Origin of the sequence: Streptomyces sp. 4F14 (assembly GCF_048159485.1) — a bacterium.
Lineage (GTDB): Bacteria > Actinomycetota > Actinomycetes > Streptomycetales > Streptomycetaceae > Streptomyces.
Window position 1 is genome coordinate 153,350 of record NZ_JBLRVY010000003.1, and the last position, 17,173, is coordinate 170,522.

The 17,173-nt window shown below is 71.9% G+C and carries 15 protein-coding genes and 1 pseudogene; 10 read left to right on the plus strand and 6 right to left on the minus strand.

What is annotated here, in order from left to right; all coding sequences use genetic code 11:
• Positions 1-2 precede the first annotated feature (2 nt).
• Positions 3-467: a DUF3093 domain-containing protein gene (locus ACLZOT_RS05400; protein WP_416967549.1), complete on the minus strand. Its 465-nt coding sequence runs from the start codon at positions 465-467 to the stop codon at positions 3-5.
• A 128-nt stretch (positions 468-595) separates the two neighbouring features.
• Between ACLZOT_RS05400 and ACLZOT_RS05405 the strand changes: the two are divergent.
• From ACLZOT_RS05405 to ACLZOT_RS05435, 7 genes and pseudogenes are all read left to right on the plus strand, one after another.
• Positions 596-712, plus strand: a pseudogene (locus ACLZOT_RS05405) (PaaI family thioesterase); the annotation flags it as partial.
• Between the two features lie 26 nt (positions 713-738).
• The gene (dut, locus tag ACLZOT_RS05410; RefSeq protein ID WP_416967550.1) at positions 739-1,296 is read left to right on the plus strand and encodes a dUTP diphosphatase; all 558 of its coding nucleotides are present in this window, start codon (positions 739-741) and stop codon (positions 1,294-1,296) included.
• 1 nt (position 1,297) lies between these two features.
• Entirely contained in the window at positions 1,298-2,062 is a 765-nt protein-coding gene (locus ACLZOT_RS05415; RefSeq protein WP_416967551.1) for a DUF3710 domain-containing protein, read from the plus strand.
• 325 nt (positions 2,063-2,387) lie between these two features.
• Positions 2,388-4,979 (plus strand): ATP-binding protein, encoded by a 2,592-nt coding sequence (locus ACLZOT_RS05420; RefSeq protein WP_416967552.1) that lies wholly within the window; start codon positions 2,388-2,390, stop codon positions 4,977-4,979.
• On the plus strand, positions 4,979-5,692 hold the full coding sequence (locus ACLZOT_RS05425; RefSeq protein ID WP_416967553.1) for a response regulator: 714 nt from the start codon (positions 4,979-4,981) through the stop codon (positions 5,690-5,692). Before ACLZOT_RS05420 ends, ACLZOT_RS05425 begins: the two co-directional genes overlap by 1 nt.
• A gap of 142 nt (positions 5,693-5,834) precedes the next feature.
• Positions 5,835-6,233, plus strand: coding sequence for an OB-fold nucleic acid binding domain-containing protein (locus ACLZOT_RS05430; protein ID WP_029183759.1), 399 nt, complete (start codon positions 5,835-5,837; stop codon positions 6,231-6,233).
• Between the two features lie 3 nt (positions 6,234-6,236).
• A complete protein-coding gene (locus tag ACLZOT_RS05435) occupies positions 6,237-6,962 on the plus strand; it encodes a DUF3159 domain-containing protein (protein ID WP_416967554.1) in 726 nt (241 codons plus the stop codon).
• A gap of 174 nt (positions 6,963-7,136) precedes the next feature.
• On the opposite strand, the gene ACLZOT_RS05440 is transcribed toward ACLZOT_RS05435, so the two are convergent.
• Both ACLZOT_RS05440 and ACLZOT_RS05445 read right to left on the minus strand, forming a co-directional pair.
• Entirely contained in the window at positions 7,137-7,814 is a 678-nt protein-coding gene (locus tag ACLZOT_RS05440) for a potassium channel family protein (protein ID WP_416967555.1), read from the minus strand.
• A complete protein-coding gene (locus ACLZOT_RS05445; protein ID WP_416967556.1) occupies positions 7,811-8,482 on the minus strand; it encodes a potassium channel family protein in 672 nt (223 codons plus the stop codon). Before ACLZOT_RS05445 ends, ACLZOT_RS05440 begins: the two co-directional genes overlap by 4 nt.
• 289 nt (positions 8,483-8,771) lie before the next feature.
• Here ACLZOT_RS05445 and ACLZOT_RS05450 point away from each other — a divergent pair, with 289 nt between their 5' ends.
• Positions 8,772-10,829: an APC family permease gene (locus ACLZOT_RS05450; RefSeq protein ID WP_416967557.1), complete on the plus strand. Its 2,058-nt coding sequence runs from the start codon at positions 8,772-8,774 to the stop codon at positions 10,827-10,829.
• A 100-nt stretch (positions 10,830-10,929) separates the two neighbouring features.
• Positions 10,930-12,291, plus strand: a complete 1,362-nt coding sequence (locus ACLZOT_RS05455) for a class I SAM-dependent RNA methyltransferase (protein WP_416967558.1) — start codon at positions 10,930-10,932, stop codon at positions 12,289-12,291.
• Between the two features lie 144 nt (positions 12,292-12,435).
• Here the strand turns inward: ACLZOT_RS05455 and ACLZOT_RS05460 are convergent, their stop codons facing one another.
• On the minus strand, positions 12,436-13,926 hold the full coding sequence (locus ACLZOT_RS05460; protein WP_416967559.1) for a peptide MFS transporter: 1,491 nt from the start codon (positions 13,924-13,926) through the stop codon (positions 12,436-12,438).
• 156 nt (positions 13,927-14,082) lie between these two features.
• On the opposite strand from ACLZOT_RS05460, the gene ACLZOT_RS05465 reads away from it, so the two are divergent.
• Entirely contained in the window at positions 14,083-14,397 is a 315-nt protein-coding gene (locus ACLZOT_RS05465) for an antibiotic biosynthesis monooxygenase family protein (RefSeq protein ID WP_416967560.1), read from the plus strand.
• A gap of 20 nt (positions 14,398-14,417) precedes the next feature.
• On the opposite strand, the gene ACLZOT_RS05470 is transcribed toward ACLZOT_RS05465, so the two are convergent.
• Together ACLZOT_RS05470 and ACLZOT_RS05475 are read right to left on the minus strand one after the other, a co-directional pair.
• Entirely contained in the window at positions 14,418-16,346 is a 1,929-nt protein-coding gene (locus tag ACLZOT_RS05470; RefSeq protein WP_416967561.1) for an asparagine synthase-related protein, read from the minus strand.
• 39 nt (positions 16,347-16,385) lie between these two features.
• Entirely contained in the window at positions 16,386-17,171 is a 786-nt protein-coding gene (locus ACLZOT_RS05475) for an SDR family oxidoreductase (RefSeq protein WP_416967562.1), read from the minus strand.
• Between the last annotated feature and the right edge of the window lie 2 nt (positions 17,172-17,173).

Consider the following 17,173-nt stretch of genomic DNA (forward strand, 5'->3'; position numbering starts at 1 on the left):
CCCTAGACGGTGGCCTCCCGGGCCTCCTTGAGGGCCTGCGCCAGCCGCTCGGGCGCCCGCGTCGACAGGTACAGGTACGGCGTCGGGTCCTCGGGGTCCGTCACCAGGACGCGCAGCGCGCCCGGGATGTACGCCCGCAGCAGCAGGTACGCGCGCGTGTCCGCCTTGTACGTACGCCAGGCGCGCGCCTCCTCAGGGTCCAGGACCTCCGCCTCGCCGAGCGCCGTGACCGGGATCTTCGCGTCCCCCGCGATCAGGAAACCGCCCACCACGCGGATGCGCGGCGAACCGTACGCACTGGCCACGACGGCCGCCGCCGCCGTCCCCCCGACCAGGCCCCCCAGCAGCGGCAGCGTGCCGAACGGCAGCATGACCAGGGCCAGCGAGACGCCCACGAGGAACGACAGGAACCACCACGAGCGGGGGGCGGTGAGGCGTTCTTCGTACGGGGTGGTGGAGAGCTGCATGGGCCAAGCTTGGCACGGGGACACGGCGGCGCCGGGGCCGGGGCGGGGCGCGTGGAGGTGACCGGTGGGTAAGAGCGGTGAGCACAGGGTGGCCGAGGGTGAGGGACGGGCGGGTAAGGTCTGCGCCTGTGAGTGGTCCTTCCGCAGCTCCTCAGCCTCCGGCCGACGTCCCGGCACCGGTGCGTCACCCCGACGCGACCGCGCCCGGCGCGCTCGCGGGTGCCCACTACGAACAGTGTTTCGGAACCGCCCTCGCCCCCGAGGTGACCCCGTGAGCCGTGAGCCCCGTCCAGAACTCGCCGTCCGGATCCGGCGCGTCGACCCCGACGTACCGCTGCCGGCGTACGAGCAGCCCGGTGACGCGGGAGCCGATCTGCGCACCACCGAGGAGTGCGAGCTGAAACCCGGCGAGCGGGCCGTCCTGCCCACCGGGGTCGCCATCGCCCTCCCCGAGGGGTACGCGGCCTTCGTGCACCCCCGGTCCGGGCTGGCGGCCCGGTGCGGAGTGGCTCTCGTGAATGCCCCGGGGACGGTTGATGCCGGGTACCGTGGGGAGATCAAGGTGATCGTGGTGAACCTCGATCCGCGCGAGGCGGTGCGGTTCGAACGCTTCGACCGGATTGCCCAACTGGTCGTCCAGCAGGTCGAGAGGGTCCGCTTCCAGGAGGTCGCGGAACTTCCCGGCTCGGCTCGGGGCGAGGGGGGCTTCGGATCCACCGGCGGCCACGCCGCGGTGGGAACGGACAGCACGAGCGGTGACGTCGCCACAGGCGGCACAACGGGTGGGAATCGATACGCTTCGGTCGTATCCGACCGGGAAGGACAGTGACGTGTTCGGACGTCGCAAGAAGAAGGATGCCGCCGAGGGCGCGGCCGGCGAGGCCGAGCAGGTCGTCGACAGCGTCGACACTGAGGCGGACGAGACGGGCGGCCCGCGCGAGCGCGTACGGCTCGAACCCGAGCCCCGGCCCGACGGCCCCTGGGACAGCACCGAGGTGAGCGACCCCGCCGAGGGCCGCGTCGACCTCGGCGGGCTCTTCGTGCCCGGCGTCGACGGCATGGAACTGCGGGTCGAGGTCGCGGGCGACGCGATCGTCGCGGCGACCGTCGTGCTGCGCGACAGCGCCGTCCAGCTCCAGGCGTTCGCCGCGCCCAAGCGCGAGGGCATCTGGGGCGAGGTGCGCGAGGAGATCGCCTCCGGCATCACCCAGCAGGGCGGCATCATCGACGAGGTCGAAGGACCGCTGGGCTGGGAGCTGCGCGCGCAGGTGCCGGTGCAGCTGCCGGACGGACAGAGCGGGTTCCACGTCGTGCGCTTCGTCGGCGTGGACGGGCCGCGGTGGTTCCTGCGCGGGGTCATCTCCGGACAGGGGGCCGTGCAGCCGCAGGCCGCCGGGGTGCTGGAGGAGATCTTCCGGGACACGGTCGTCGTGCGCGGCGAGGGCCCGATGGCGCCCCGCGACCCGATCGTCCTCAAGCTGCCGAACGACGCGCAGATGGTTCCCGAAGGGGTCCAGCAGCAGGAGGAGGGCTCCCGGTTCTCCGGCGGCATGGGGCAGTTGCAGCGCGGACCGGAGATCACCGAGGTGCGCTGAGGTTTTCTGGCGAGATCGTGGAAGGGCCGGGTCCTGGAGGGCTCGGCCTTTTCGCATGCGGTTCTTCCGGGGGCCGAGCCGGGCCGGTTTCGCGGGGCCGAGAAAATCTCGCGGGGTGTGAACCGATCGGCCGGGATCTTCCGATGAAGGGGCAGAAGGACCTGATCGGACCGGACCGGACCTGACCGGAGCGGCCGGGGAACCGGTGGGGTGTCAGGGTTGCGTCAAAGGTGGGGTGGTGGTGGAGAGAGTGTCTGATTTGTCTGACGAAAGGGTCGTAACGTCTTCGCTGCACACATGGTGGCCGGCGGAAGACAATGAGGGCATGGCGCGCGGGAAGCTTCGGATCTATCTCGGTGCGGCGCCGGGCGTCGGCAAGACGTACGCGATGCTGTCGGAGGCGCACCGCAGGGTCGAGCGGGGTACGGACTGTGTCGTGGCGTTCGTGGAACACCACGGCCGGCCGCGCACCGAGGTGATGCTGCACGGCCTGGAGGAGGTCGAGCGCCGGGAGATCGACTACCGGGGCGGCGTCTTCACCGAGATGGACGTGGACGCGGTACTGCGCCGCGCCCCCGCGGTCGCCCTGGTGGACGAACTGGCGCACACGAACGTACCGGGCTCGCGCAACGCCAAACGCTGGCAGGACGTCGAGGACCTGCTCGCCGCCGGCATCGACGTCGTGTCCACGGTGAACATCCAGCACCTGGAGTCCCTCGGGGACGTCGTCGAGTCCATCACCGGCGTACGCCAGCGCGAGACCGTGCCCGACGAGGTCGTGCGGCGGGCCGACCAGGTCGAACTGGTGGACATGTCGCCCCAGGCCCTGCGCCGCCGGATGGCCCACGGCAACATCTACCGGCCCGACAAGGTCGACGCCGCGCTCTCGAACTACTTCCGGCCCGGGAACCTCACCGCGCTCAGGGAACTCGCGCTGCTGTGGGTGGCCGACCGGGTCGACGAGTACCTGAACCAGTACCGCAGCGAGCACCGGGTCTCCGCGATCTGGGGCTCCCGCGAGCGGATCGTCGTCGGACTGACCGGCGGCCCCGAAGGACGCACCCTGATCCGGCGGGCGTCCCGGCTCGCGGAGAAGGGCGCCGGCGGCGAGGTGCTCGCCGTGTACATCTCCCGCAGCGACGGGCTCACCTCCGCCTCCCCGAAGGAACTCGCCGTCCAGCGGACGCTGGTCGAGGACCTCGGCGGCACCTTCCACCACGTCGTCGGGGACGACATCCCCGCCGCCCTGCTGGACTTCGCGCGGGGCGCGAACGCGACACAGATCGTGCTCGGGTCCTCGCGGCGCAAGGCGTGGCAGTACATGTTCGGGCCCGGCGTCGGGGCGACCGTCGCCCGGGAGTCGGGGCCCGACCTGGACGTCCACATCGTCACCCACGAGGAGGTCGCCAAGGGGCGCGGACTGCCCGTGGCCCGGGGTGCCCGGCTCGGGCGGGCCCGCATCCTGTGGGGCTGGCTCGTCGGCGTCGGCGGACCGGTGGGGCTCGCGCTGCTGCTGAACACCGTCCACCTCGGCCTCGCCAACGACATGCTGCTGTTCCTGGCGCTGACCGTCGCCGCCGCGCTGCTCGGCGGGCTGCTGCCGGCGCTGGCCTCGGCGGCGCTCGGCTCCCTGCTGCTGAACTACTTCTACACACCCCCGCTGCACCGGTTCACGATCGCCGACCCGAAGAACATCGTCGCCATCGTGATCTTCGTCGGGGTGGCGATATCCGTCGCCTCCGTCGTCGACCTCGCCGCCCGGCGCACCCACCAGGCCGCCCGGCTGCGGGCCGAGTCGGAGATCCTGTCGTTCCTCTCGGGGAACGTGCTGCGCGGGGAGACCAGCCTCGAAGCGCTCCTGGAGCGGGTGCGGGAGACCTTCGGGATGGAGTCGGCGGCGCTGCTGGAGCGGGAGAGCGACGTCGCGCCGTGGACCTGCGCCGGGCGCGTCGGGTTCGGGCGGGAGGTCGGGCGGCCCGAGGACGCCGATGTGGACGTGCCCGTCGGCGACCACATGGCGCTCGCGCTGACCGGGCGGGTGCTGCCGGCCGAGGACCGGCGGGTGCTCGCCGCGTTCGGGGCCCAGGCCGCCGTCGTCCTCGACCGGCGCCGGCTCCAGGAGGAGGCCGACCAGGCCCGCGCGCTCGCCGAGGGCAACCGGATCCGGACGGCACTGCTCGCCGCCGTCAGCCACGACCTGCGCACGCCGCTGGCCGGGATCAAGGCCGCGGTCTCCAGCCTGCGGTCCGACGACGTGGCCTGGTCCGAGGAGGACCAGGCGGAACTGCTCGAAGGGATCGAGGAGGGCGCGGACCGGCTCGACCACCTCGTCGGGAACCTGCTGGACATGTCACGGCTCCAGACCGGGACGGTCACGCCGATCGTGCGGGAGATCGACCTCGACGAAGTCGTGCCGATGGCGCTCGGCGGGGTGCCCGAGGACAGCGTCGAGCTGGACATCCCGGAGACGCTGCCCATGGTGTCCGTCGACGCCGGGCTGCTGGAGCGGGCCGTCGCCAACCTCGTGGAGAACGCCGTCAAGTACAGCCCGCCGGGGCAGACGGTGCTGGTCGCCGCGAGCGCGCTCTCCCAGCGGGTCGAGGTGCGGGTCGTGGACCGGGGGCCCGGGGTGCCCGACGACGCGAAGGAGCGCATCTTCGCGCCCTTCCAGCGGTACGGTGACGCTCCGCGCGGCGCCGGGGTCGGACTCGGGCTCGCCGTGGCACGGGGGTTCGTGGAGGCGATGAGCGGGACACTGGCCGCGGAGGACACGCCGGGGGGTGGACTCACGATGGTGCTGACACTGCGGGCGGCGGAGGGGGTGTGTGCAGCGGGGGAGGCGGCGGCGGAGCCGTTTGGTGCTGGTGGGGTCGGTGTGGCAGAACCGTTGGGAACGTCCGAGAGGCAGGGCACATGATGAGCGCCGGCGGGGGGAACCCCCAGGGTCCTACGAGAGTGCTCGTGGTCGACGACGAGCCGCAGATCGTGCGGGCGCTCGTGATCAACCTCAAGGCGCGCAAGTACGAGGTGGACGCGGCGCACGACGGGGCGAGCGCGTTGCAGCTGGCGGCGGCTCGGCACCCCGACGTCGTCGTGCTCGACCTGGGGCTGCCCGACATGGACGGGGTCGAGGTGATCAAGGGGCTGCGGGGGTGGACGAGGGTGCCGATCCTCGTGCTGTCCGCGCGGCACTCCTCGGACGAGAAGGTGCAGGCGCTGGACGCGGGGGCCGACGACTACGTCACCAAGCCGTTCGGGATGGACGAGCTGCTGGCGCGGCTGCGGGCTGCTGTGCGCAGGGCCGAGCCGGTGGGGCCCGGGGAGGGGGAGGTGCTGGTCGAGACCGAGGGGTTCACCGTCGACCTCGCGGCGAAGAAGGTCAACCGGGGCGGGCGGGACGTACGCCTCACACCGACCGAGTGGCATCTCCTGGAGGTGCTCGTGCGCAACACCGGGCGGCTGGTCAGCCAGCGGCAGCTGCTCCAGGAGGTGTGGGGGCCGTCGTACGGGACGGAGACGAACTACCTGCGGGTGTACATGGCGCAGCTGCGCCGCAAGCTGGAGGGGGACCCGGCGCATCCTCGGCACTTCATCACGGAGCCGGGGATGGGGTACCGGTTCGAGAAGTGAGCCGGGGAAGTGGCCGGGGGTCCGGGGGGCGGCCCCCGGGGGATGCGGCATCACGGAGCCGGGGATGGGGTACCGGTTCGAGAAGTGAGGGGAGGCGAGGGGAGACGTGGGGGGTCTCGGTGGGGCCGGTACGCTTTCAGGTATGAGTGCTGTGCCGCATTCCGAGAAACCGGTGGGCCGGTTCCGGCGTATGCTCGACCGGCTTTCCTCCTCGCAGGAGGACCTGGAGTCCGAGGAGCTGCGGGAGGACGCCGAGACCGCCGGGTGCACGCGGATAGAGGACTGCCGGGATCGGCAGATCGTGACCGTTACTGGTACGTTGCGCACGGTCACTCTGCGGCCGAGGGCCGGGGTGCCGGCGCTGGAGGCGGAGCTGTTCGACGGGTCCGCCGCGTTGGACGTGGTGTGGCTGGGGCGGCGCTCCATCGTCGGCATAGAGCCGGGGCGGCGGTTGATCGCCTCGGGGCGGATCTCGATGAGCAGAGGTCGGCGTGTGCTGTTCAATCCTAAGTACGAACTGAGACCCCTCGGTAGGGAGTAGCCGGTGACGTCGCTCGACAAGCCGACCGGAGAAGAGCAGGCGCGGGATGCACGGGCGGTGACCGAGGCCGCGTTGTTCGAGGCGTTCGGTGGCGTGCGGGGCATGGTCGAGACGGTGATGCCCGGGCTGCTGTTCGTCACGATCTACACGATCAATCAAGACCTGCACATGTCGGCCATCGCCGCGCTTGCCGTGTCGATCGTGCTGGTCGTGGTGCGGCTCGTGATGAAGGGGACCGTCAAGCACGCGTTCAGTGGGGTGTTCGGGGTCGCCTTCGGGGTCGTCTTCGCGATGATGACCGGCAATGCGAAGGACTTCTATCTGCCGGGGATGCTGTACACGCTGGGGCTGGCCCTGGCGTACATCGTCACCACTCTGTGCGGGGTTCCTCTGATCGGGCTCATGCTCGGGCCCGTGTTCAAGGAGAACCTGTCCTGGCGGACCCGGAATCCTGGGCGGAAGAAGGCGTACTCCAAGGCCAGTTGGGCCTGGGGGCTCATTCTGCTCGCCAAGTGCGCGATTCTGTTTCCGTTGTACTGGTGGGCCGATACCACTCAGCTCGGGTGGGTGCTCATCGCGTTGAAGATTCCGCCGTTCCTGTTGGCCGTGTGGCTGACGTGGGTGTTCCTGGCGAAGGCTCCGGCGCCTATCGATGTGTTCGCCGAGATGGAGGCGGAGGAGAAGGCTGAGGAGGAGCGGAAGGCTGCGGCCGCTCGGGGTGCCGAGTAGGGTTTCGCCCCCGCCGCCCCTACCCGTCCCATCCTTTGAAGGGGCTCCGCCCCTTCGACCCCGGGGTTCGTTGTCGGGTGCGGGTTCGTTGTGGTTGATCGCGCAGTTCCCCGCGCCCCTAAAAAATGGGGGGTATCGCCGCAAGAGCGGCGATACCCCCCCATTTTTGTCCCCTTACGCTTCCGTCTCTTCCCTCCGCACCGACAGCAGGTCCTCCAGCTGTTCCTCCCTCGCCTGGGCTGCCACGAACAGGAGTTCGTCGCCCGCTTCCAGGGAGTCTTCCGGGGTGGGGGTGAGGACTCGGGTGCCGCGGATGATGGTGACCAGGGACGTGTCCTCCGGCCATTCGACGTCGCCGACCTGGGTGCCGGCCAGGGCTGACTCCTCGGGGAGGGTCAACTCGACGAGGTTCGCGTCGCCGTGGCTGAAGCGGAGGAGGCGGACGAGGTCGCCCACCGAGACGGCTTCCTCGACCAGGGCCGACATGAGGCGGGGGGTGGAGACCGCCACGTCGACGCCCCAGGACTCGTTGAAGAGCCACTCGTTCTTGGGGTTGTTGACGCGGGCCACGACCCTGGGGACGCCGTACTCCGTCTTCGCCAGGAGGGAGACGACGAGGTTGACCTTGTCGTCGCCGGTCGCGGCGATGACGACGTTGCAGCGCTGGAGCGCGGCCTCGTCGAGGGACGTGATCTCGCAGGCGTCGGCGAGGAGCCACTCCGCCTGGGGGACCCGCTCGACCGAGATGGCCGTGGGGGCCTTGTCGACGAGGAGGACCTCGTGGCCGTTCTCCAGGAGCTCGCCCGCGATCGAGCGGCCGACGGCGCCGGCTCCGGCGATGGCGACCCTCATCGGTGACCGCCTTCCTGGGGGCCTTCCGCGAAGACCGCCTCGACCTTCTCGACCTCGTCGGTACGCATCATCACGTGCACGAGGTCGCCTTCCTGGAGGACCGTCTGCGAGGTCGGGAGGATCGCCTCGCCCAGCCGGGTGAGGAAGGCCACACGGACCCCCGTCTCCTCCTGGAGCGTGCTGATCTTGTGGCCGATCCACGACGGCGACGCGTGCACCTCGGCGAGCTGGACGCCCCCGGTGGGGTCGCGCCACAGCGGCTCGGCGCCGGACGGCAGGAGCCGGCGCAGCATCTGGTCGGCCGTCCAGCGGACCGTCGCCACGGTGGGGATGCCCAGGCGCTGGTAGACCTCGGCGCGGCGCGGGTCGTAGATCCTGGCCGCGACGTTCTCCACGCCGAACATCTCGCGGGCCACCCGGGCCGCGATGATGTTCGAGTTGTCGCCGCTGGAGACGGCCGCGAAGGCGCCCGCCTCCTCGATGCCGGCCTCGCGCAGGGTGTCCTGGTCGAAGCCGATGCCGGTGACCCGGCGGCCGCCGAAGGAGGAGCCCAGGCGCCGGAAGGCGGTCGGGTCCTGGTCGATCACCGCGACCGTGTGACCCTGTCGCTCCAGGGTCTGCGCGAGGGCTGAGCCCACTCTGCCGCAGCCCATGATGACGATGTGCATGGCCCTACACCACGCTCCCCACAGGTCCGCTGACCTGCTTCGCTGTCGTTCTCATGTCCCTCTCTCGGCTCTTCGGGCAAAGCATCGCGGCCGGATGGCGACCGCCAGGCAAACATCATGCCCGGGGAACCACCGGTCCAGGGCCCCGGGGCAGCCCACCTCCAACGTATCGGTTCTCCCCGGCGATCTCGCGGGCGGATGTCGGAGGGGCTCATTCCGTGTGACCGGGCGGTGAAGGTCGTTTCCGGGTGGGGGCGACCGGCTGTTCGAAGGCTTACGATTCTCTGTTGTGTCCAAACTGACCGACGTGCCCAAACGGATCCTGATCGGGCGCGCTCTGCGCAGTGATCGGCTTGGGGAAACGCTCCTGCCGAAGCGCATCGCCCTCCCTGTCTTCGCCTCCGACCCGCTGTCCTCCGTGGCCTACGCGCCCGGGGAGGTGCTGCTGGTCCTGTCCATCGCGGGCGTGTCGGCGTACCACTTCTCGCCCTGGATCGCCCTCGCGGTGGTCGTCCTGATGTTCACGGTGGTGGCCTCCTACCGGCAGAACGTCCACGCGTACCCGAGCGGCGGCGGCGACTACGAGGTGGCGACCACCAACCTCGGCCCCAAGGCGGGCCTGACCGTCGCGAGCGCCCTGCTCGTCGACTACGTCCTGACCGTCGCCGTCTCCATCGCCTCCGGCATCGAGAACCTGGGCTCCGCGATCCCCTTCGTCGTCGAGCACAAGACGGCGTGCGCGGTCGCCGTGATCGTCCTGCTGACGCTGATGAACCTGCGCGGCGTGAAGGAGTCCGGGAAGCTCTTCGCGATCCCGACGTACGTGTTCGTCGCGGGCGTCTTCATCATGATCGCGTGGGGCGCCTACCGGGGCCTCGTCCTGGACGACTCGATGCGGGCGCCGACCGCCCAGTACGAGATCAAGGCCGAGCACCAGGGGCTCGCCGGGTTCGCGCTGGTCTTCCTGCTGCTGCGGGCCTTCTCCTCCGGCTGCGCCGCGCTGACCGGCGTCGAGGCGATCTCCAACGGGGTCCCCGCCTTCCGCAAGCCCAAGTCGAGGAACGCGGCCACCACCCTCGCCGCGATGGGGCTGCTGGCGGTGACGATGTTCTGCGGGATCATCGTCCTCGCACTCGTCACGGACGTACGGATGGCGGAGAACCCGGCGACGGACCTGCTGAAGAACGGGGTCGAGGTCGGGTCCGGGTATGTGCAGAACCCGGTGATCACGCAGGTCGCCGAGGCCGTGTTCGGCAAGGGCAGCTTCCTGTTCGTGGTGCTCGCCGCGGCCACCGCGCTCGTGCTGTTCCTCGCCGCGAACACCGCCTACAACGGCTTCCCCGTGCTCGGCTCGATCCTCGCGCAGGACCGCTACCTGCCGCGCCAGCTGCACACCCGCGGCGACCGGCTCGCCTTCTCCAACGGCATCGTGCTCCTCGCGGGCGCGGCGATCCTGCTCGTGTGGATCTACGGCGCCGACTCGACGCGGCTCATCCAGCTCTACATCGTCGGCGTGTTCGTCTCCTTCACGCTCAGCCAGACCGGCATGGTCCGGCACTGGAACCGCCACCTCGCCACCGAGACCGACCCGGCGAAGCGGCGGCACATGGTCCGCTCGCGGGCCATCAACGCGTTCGGCGCCTTCTTCACCGGGCTCGTCCTCGTCGTCGTCCTCGTCACCAAGTTCACGCACGGCGCGTGGGTCGCGCTGCTCGGGATGGTCATCTTCTTCGCGACGATGACCGCGATCCGGCGCCACTACGACGGGGTCGCGGCGGAACTCGCCGCCACCGAGGGCCCCAGCGACGACAGCGTCCGGCCCTCCCGCGTCCACTCCGTGCTGCTGATCTCCAAGATCCACCGGCCGACCCTGCGCGCGCTGGCCTTCGCCAAGCTGATGCGGTCCGACACGCTGGAGGCGCTCACCGTCAACGTCGACCCCGTCGAGACGAAGGCGCTGCGCGAGGAGTGGGAACGGCGCGGGATCGACGTACCCCTCAAGGTCCTCGACTCGCCCTACCGGGAGGTCACGCGGCCCGTCATCGAGTACGTCAAGAGCCTGCGGCGGGAGTCGCCGCGCGACGCGGTGTCGGTGATCATCCCCGAGTACGTGGTGGGGCACTGGTACGAGCATCTGCTGCACAACCAGAGCGCCCTGCGGCTCAAGGGACGCCTGCTGTTCACGCCGGGGATCATGGTCACCTCCGTGCCCTACCAGCTCCAGTCCTCCGAGGCCGCCAAGCAGCGCGCCCGGCGCCGGCAGGAGTGGAACGCGCCGGGGTCCGTACGGCGGGGGCCGGCGGGGTCTCCCGAGCGGGCCAAGGAGCCGAGCGGGCGCGAGGAGTAGACCGGTCGTCGGCCCGGTGCGCAGGGCCTAGACTGGACGGCTGTCGTCGTACGACGCTCCTGGAACCCCCGTCGCCTTTTCGATCTGGAGTCACCCCGCCATGCAGGCAGAACCGAGGAAACAGCAGGCGGGGGAGGCTCGCGAGGTACGGGAGTCGCTGGTCGGGCGGGAGTACGAGGTCGAGGTCGGGCCCGTCGCGCACGGCGGGCACTGCATCGCGCGGACCGACGAGGGACAGGTGCTGTTCGTGCGGCACGCCCTGCCCGGGGAGCGGGTCCTCGCGCGGGTCACCGAGGGCGAGGAGGGCGCGCGGTTCCTGCGCGCCGACGCCGTCGAGGTGCGCACCGCGTCCAAGGACCGGGTCGAGGCGCCGTGCCCCTTCGCCGGGCCCGGGAAGTGCGGCGGCTGCGACTGGCAGCACGCCAAGCCCGGCGCCCAGCGCCGCATGAAGGGCGAGGTCCTCGCCGAGCAGCTCCTGCGCCTCGCCGGGCTCACCCCCGAGGAGGCCGGCTGGGACGGCACGGTCATGCCCGCCGAGGGTGACAAGCTGCCCGCCGGCGAGGTGCCGCAGTGGCGTACGAGGGTGCAGTACGCCGTCGACGCGGACGGCAACGCCGGTCTGCGCCGGCACCGCTCGCACGAGGTCGAGGTCGTCGACCACTGCATGATCGCGGCGCCGGGTGTCTCCGAACTCGGGGTCGAGAAGCGGGACTGGGCCGGGATGGAGTCCGTCGAGGCGATCGCCGCGACCGGTTCCCAGGACCGGCAGGTCATCCTGACGCCCCGGCCGGGCGCCCGCCTTCCCCTCGTCGAACTCGACAAACCCGTCTCCGTCATGCGCGTCGAGGAGAAGGACGGCGGCATCCACCGCGTCCACGGCCGGCCCTTCGTCCGCGAGCGCGCCGACGGGCGTACGCACCGGGTCGGCAGCGGCGGGTTCTGGCAGGTCCACCCCAAGGCGGCCGACACGCTCGTCCTCGCGGTCATGCAGGGGCTGCTGCCCCGCAAGGGCGAGATGGCCCTCGACCTCTACTGCGGTGTCGGCCTCTTCGCCGGCGCCCTCGCGGACCGGCTCGGCGAGAAGGGCGCGGTCCTCGGCATCGAGTCCGGCAAGCGGGCCGTCGAGGACGCGCGGCACAACCTCGCCGAGTTCCCCCGCGTCCGGATCGAACAGGGCAAGGTCGAGTCGGTCCTCCCGCGCACCGGCATCACCGAGGTCGACCTCATCGTCCTCGACCCGCCCCGCGCGGGCGCGGGCCGCACGACCGTCCAGCATCTCGCGTCGCTGGGGGCCCGGCGGATCGCGTACGTCGCCTGCGATCCGGCGGCGCTGGCCCGGGATCTGGGGTACTTCCGGGACGGGGGGTACAAGGTGCGGACGCTTCGGGCGTTCGACCTCTTCCCGATGACGCATCACCTGGAGTGCGTCGCGATCCTGGAGCCGGCGGGCAAGGGCGCCTGATCTCCGGTTCCGGCGGGGGCCGGGGGGTCCTCAGTCCGTCCCCCGCCAGATGTGGGGTTCGTCCTCGCGGGTGTCCTCGTCCTCGCCCGCCAGGAGGGGCTGGGGCGGGGGAGGGGCGGGTGTGGTCATGGTGGGGCTCCGGGGTCAGACGGTGAGGCGGCGGCCCAAGGGGGTGCGGGTGAGGATCAGGGTCAGGCCGGCGGCCAGGGTGATCAGGCCGAGGGTGAGGAAGTAGGCGGGGGACGGGGTCTCGTCGCCGGAGGCTTTGAGGGCGTTGCCGCCGAGGCCGCCGCCCAGGGCGCCGGCCAGCCAGAAGAGGCCGACCATCTGGCTGACGAAGGTCGCGGGGGCTATGGCTGTGGTGGCGCTCATGCCCACCGGGGCGAAGGCCACCTCGCCGGATGCGAGGAGGAGGAAGGCCGCCACCAGCCACCACGGGGAGACCGGGCCCGACGCCGACTGCCAGGCCGCCAGGGACATCACCGCGTAGGCGAGGGCCGTGCAGATCATGCCGATGCCGAATTTGACGGCCGTGTTGAAGCGGTCGCCGGCGCGTCTCCAGAGGGCGGCGAACAGGGGGGCCGTCAGGAGGACGAACAAGGGCGTCGCCGACTGGAACCAGCTCGTGGGGATCGTGAAACCGCCGACCGTGCGGTCCGTGGACTCCTTCGCGAACAGGGAGAAGACCGAGCCGCCCTGGAGGAACATCGCCCAGAACAGGGCGGAGGCCAGGAAGAGCCAGATGTACGTCTTCACCCGGACGCGTTCGGCGGGCGTGAGGAGGGGGTTGCGCAGCAGGCGCCAGAAGAAGACGGCCGGGACGACGACCGTCAACAGCCCGATCAGGCCCATGACATGGACGATCCGGAAGGTGCCGAGCGCGGCGTCCGTGCCGTAGAGGACGGTCACCGCGGCGACACCGGCCAGCGTGCGCCGCAGGACGCGGGCGCGCTGGGCCGGGGTCGCCGCGCGGGACGGGGCGGCGCCCGTGTCGCCGAAGTGCCGGGTGCCGCGTACGTACTGGAACAGGCCGAGGGCCATTCCTGCGGCGGCCAGACCGAAGCCCAGGTGCCAGTCGACGGTCTCGCCGACCGCGCCGACGATCACCGGGGCGGCCAGCGCGCTGACCTGGACGCTCATGTAGAAGATCGCGAACCCGGCGTCGCGGGCCGCGCGGTCGCCGGGGGCGTAGAAGGCGCTCAGCAGGTTCGCCATGTTCGGCTTCAACAGGCCCGTGCCCGCGGCGATCAGGAGGAGGCCCGGGTAGAACAGGACATGGCCCGGGACCGCCATCGAGACGTGGCCGCAGGCGATCAGGACACCGCCGTACAGGACCGCCCTCGACGAGCCGAACAGGCGGTCGCCGAGCCAGCCGCCCGGGACCGAGCACAGGAACACGGACGCCATGTACAGGCCGAACAGCAGGGTCGCGTCGCTGTCGGAGAGGCCGAGGCCGCCGTCGGCGGTGGGCTCCGTCGCGTACAGGACGAGGATCGCCGTCATGCCGTAGAAGCTGAACCGCTCCCAGACGTCCGTGCCGAACAGGGTGGTGAACCAGCGGGGCCAGCCGAGCGGCCCCCGTCTGCCGGCGCGCGCGGATGGGCGGAGGGCGGGCGGCTTGGCCGGGGCGGTCATGGCTCCTCCAGGGGACGCGGGGGAGCAGAGGCTGACGCCGGGCCGTCCAAGGGCGGTGGAGGACGGCTCGAAGGGGCGGACTTCGAGCGGCGGTCGAGGCGGGCCACGGACACTGGGCGCCGCCTTGAGGAGACCCCGGCCCAGGAGGTTGGTCGTATGTCGGATTCCCTGCCCTTTCGCGTGATGCTGCGGATGGAGACCGTGCCCGGACAGGGCGCCGAGTTCGAGAAGGTGTGGGCGGAGGTGGGGGCCGGGATCGCCGCGTGGCCGGGGTGTCTGGGGCAGGCGCTGGCGCGGTCCGCCGACGAGGAGGACGTGTACTACGTCGTCACCGACTGGGCGGACGCGCCGAGTTTCCACCGGTTCGAGCACAGCGCGGAGCACGTCGGGAACCGGCGCAGGCTCCAGCCGTACCGGCGGGGCGGGGAGATGCGGCTCAGCCGGGTGGTGTGCCTGCTGCCGGGGGAGTGAGCCCCCCCCGAGGCCCTGCCTCAGGGCAGCGTCAGCCCGTACCGCTCCAGCCACGCGTTCAGCTTCAGCGCCAGCTCCAGTTCCGTACGGCTGAAGCGGGGCGCCTCGGTCGCCAGCAGTGGCCGTACCGGGGCGTCGGGGGGCAGGGCCGTGAGGCGGGAGCGGAGGGTGTCGTCGTAGCCGTCGTCGTGGGTCATCGGGTAGCCGGACTTGCGGCGTTCGAGGACCGACCGGGGGAGGAGGTCCGCGACGGCGGCGCGCAGGGGGCTCTTCTCGTGGCCGTCGGCGGTCTTGACGGACCAGGGGATGTTGAGGGCGTACTCGACGAGGCGCGGGTCGCAGAAGGGGAGGCGTACGTCGATGCCGGTGGCGGCGCCGAAGCGGTGGGCGCGGTCGAGCTGTTCGGGCAGGAAACGGGTCGTGAAGAGGTACGCCAGCTCCCGCATCCGGCGCTCCTGCGGGTCCTCGCCGGGCAGGCCGGGGAGTTCGGCGAGGGCCGTGCGGTAGTGGTCGGCGCGGAACGCCCGCACGTCCAGCTCCTTCAGCGCGGGCCCGAACAGGGTGCCGACGAGTTCGTCGGTCGTCGGCGTCCACGGGAAGTCGGGGGCCTGCGCCCAGCGCGGATGGTGGAACCAGGGGAAGCCGCCGAAGAGCTCGTCCGCGCCCTCGCCGCCGAGCAGCAGGTCCGCCCGCCCGGCGACCGCCCCGTACAGCAGCGACATCGACGGCTCGGTGTCCGCGAACAGGCGCGGCTGGTCCAGCTCCTCGACCAGCCGCGTCCACACGGCGGGCCGGGTCAGGTCACGGGTCGTGAGGACGACGTCGGTGTGCGCGGAGCCGAGGTGCGCGGCCATGTCACGGACGAACGGGCTGTCCGGGCGCGGCCGCACGATGTGCGGGCGGAAGTTCTCCTCGTACCCCTGGTAGTCGACGGCGAAGGTCGGCAGCGGCCCGTCGACCCGGGCGGCGAGCAGCGCGGCCAGCGCACTGGAGTCGAGCCCCCCGGACAGCAGACTGCCCACCCGCACCCCCGCATGCCCGCTCTGCTCGGCGACGGCGTCCGCGAGGAGTTCCCGGACGTGTACGGCGGTGGCGTCCGCGTCGTGGGGGTGCCCGGCCGCCTCCGGGTGCCAGTAGCGGCGCGCGGTACGGCCGGCTGGGGTGAACGTGACGGTGTGGGCCGCCGGGACCTCGTACACGTCGGCGAACACGGTCCGGCCGGGCACGCTGATGCCGGACAGGACCAGGCGCAGGGCGTCCCCGTCGAGGCGGGCGCGGAGCGCCGGGTGGGCGAAGAGGGCGTCGGGGCGGGAGGCGAAGGCGACGCCGGTCGGGGTGCGCGCCCAGTACAGCGGGCGGGTGCCCAAGTGGTCGCGGGCCAGGGTGAGTTCACGGGTCCGGGGCTGCCAGACGGCGAGCGCGTACGAGCCGCGCAGCCGGGCCGGGGTCGCGGGCCCGGAGGTGAGCCAGGCCCGCGCGACCGCCTCGCCGGCGCTGCTCGCGGGGGGCAGGCCGGCGCGGTTGTCACAGAGCCCGGCGAAGGCGGCGACGGCTACGGGGCCGAGGCTGTCAGCCTCGACGGCGGGGCCGGAGGCGTCGGCTCGGCCGCGCTTGTGCGCTGGGGCGGCGCTGAAGCGGTTGCCCTTCAGCGCCGGGGTGTCGGCGCGGGCCCTGGGACTGTCGGCGGGGGCTCCGGCGAGGGCCGGTGCGGTGCCGGGACCGCCGTTCTCCGCCGGGCGGGCTGCCGCGAGGGTCACGGTCCGGGCCGTGCCCGCTCCCGTCGCGGCCGGTGACGGGCGTACCGCGATGACCGCGCCGGGGCCCTCCCAGAGGCGGATGTCCTCAGGGGTGCCGGCGCGCAGGGCGCGGGCCATCGCGAGGACCGTGTTCCGGGCGGCGGGGGAAGGCTGCGTGCCGACGAGATCGACCCAGCCTGCCAGCTCTGACATGGGGGAACTCCTTGAGAGGGGGGTGGGGTTGGCCGGGGTTCACGAGGCCCGTGGCGCCGGGTGCAGCCGGCCGCGGACCAGGGCCGCCGCGAGGCGCCCGCACGCCTTGGGGCCCGTGAGGCGTTCCGCCCGGGTGCCGTTGCGGGTGGCCGTGAGGATGCGGGTGGCGAGCCAGGGGGCGACGACGTCCAGGGGGTCGGACAGGACGCGGTAGTAGAGCTGCTGGCGCCGGCCCCGCAGGTCGGAGCGGAGGTCGTTGCCGGCGACCAGTTCCGTGACGACCAGGCCGGGGGAGAGGAGGCCGACGCGGACGGGCGTCCCTCTCGCCTCCAGGGTCAGCGTGTCGTGCAGGTAGGACAGGGCCCGCTTCGTCGACCCGTACGGCGCCATGCCCCGGGAGATACGGCCGTTGCTGCCGAAGCCGACCATGTTCCACACGAAGCCGCCGCCCTGCGCGAGCATCCGGTCCACGGCGACGGCGCTGCCGTTGATGGAGCCGATCAGGTTGACGTCCACGAGACGGCGTACGTCGTCCTCCGGGATCTCGTGCAGGAGCCGGGGTTCGAGGGCGATCCCGGCGTTGTTGATCCAGTGGTCGACGCGGCCGAAGCGGTCCGTGGCCTCGTCCCACAGCCGTCTCACCTCCGCCCGCGAGGTGACGTCCGCCCGCACCCCGAGCACGTCGGGACCGGCGGCCCGCGCCGCCGTACGCACCGTCTTCTCGTCCCGGCCGCAGATCACGACACGGCAGCCGTGCGGGAGGAACGCGCGCGCCAGGCCCAGGCCGATGCCCCGGCTGCCGCCGGTGATCACGATGACTGTCATAC

What these genes read in the sequence shown, in the direction of transcription:
- ACLZOT_RS05400 (WP_416967549.1), bottom strand. Translation starts at nt 467, where the DNA reads ATGCAGCTCTCCACCACCCCGTACGAAGAACGCCTCACCGCCCCCCGC.
- ACLZOT_RS05420 (WP_416967552.1), top strand. Translation starts at nt 2,388, where the DNA reads ATGGCGCGCGGGAAGCTTCGGATCTATCTCGGTGCGGCGCCGGGCGTC.
- ACLZOT_RS05425 (WP_416967553.1), top strand. Translation starts at nt 4,979, where the DNA reads ATGAGCGCCGGCGGGGGGAACCCCCAGGGTCCTACGAGAGTGCTCGTG.
- ACLZOT_RS05430 (WP_029183759.1), top strand. Translation starts at nt 5,835, where the DNA reads ATGAGTGCTGTGCCGCATTCCGAGAAACCGGTGGGCCGGTTCCGGCGT.
- ACLZOT_RS05440 (WP_416967555.1), bottom strand. Translation starts at nt 7,814, where the DNA reads ATGAGGGTCGCCATCGCCGGAGCCGGCGCCGTCGGCCGCTCGATCGCG.
- ACLZOT_RS05445 (WP_416967556.1), bottom strand. Translation starts at nt 8,482, where the DNA reads ATGCACATCGTCATCATGGGCTGCGGCAGAGTGGGCTCAGCCCTCGCG.
- ACLZOT_RS05455 (WP_416967558.1), top strand. Translation starts at nt 10,930, where the DNA reads ATGCAGGCAGAACCGAGGAAACAGCAGGCGGGGGAGGCTCGCGAGGTA.
- ACLZOT_RS05460 (WP_416967559.1), bottom strand. Translation starts at nt 13,926, where the DNA reads ATGACCGCCCCGGCCAAGCCGCCCGCCCTCCGCCCATCCGCGCGCGCC.
- ACLZOT_RS05465 (WP_416967560.1), top strand. Translation starts at nt 14,083, where the DNA reads ATGTCGGATTCCCTGCCCTTTCGCGTGATGCTGCGGATGGAGACCGTG.
- ACLZOT_RS05470 (WP_416967561.1), bottom strand. Translation starts at nt 16,346, where the DNA reads ATGTCAGAGCTGGCAGGCTGGGTCGATCTCGTCGGCACGCAGCCTTCC.
- ACLZOT_RS05475 (WP_416967562.1), bottom strand. Translation starts at nt 17,171, where the DNA reads ATGACAGTCATCGTGATCACCGGCGGCAGCCGGGGCATCGGCCTGGGC.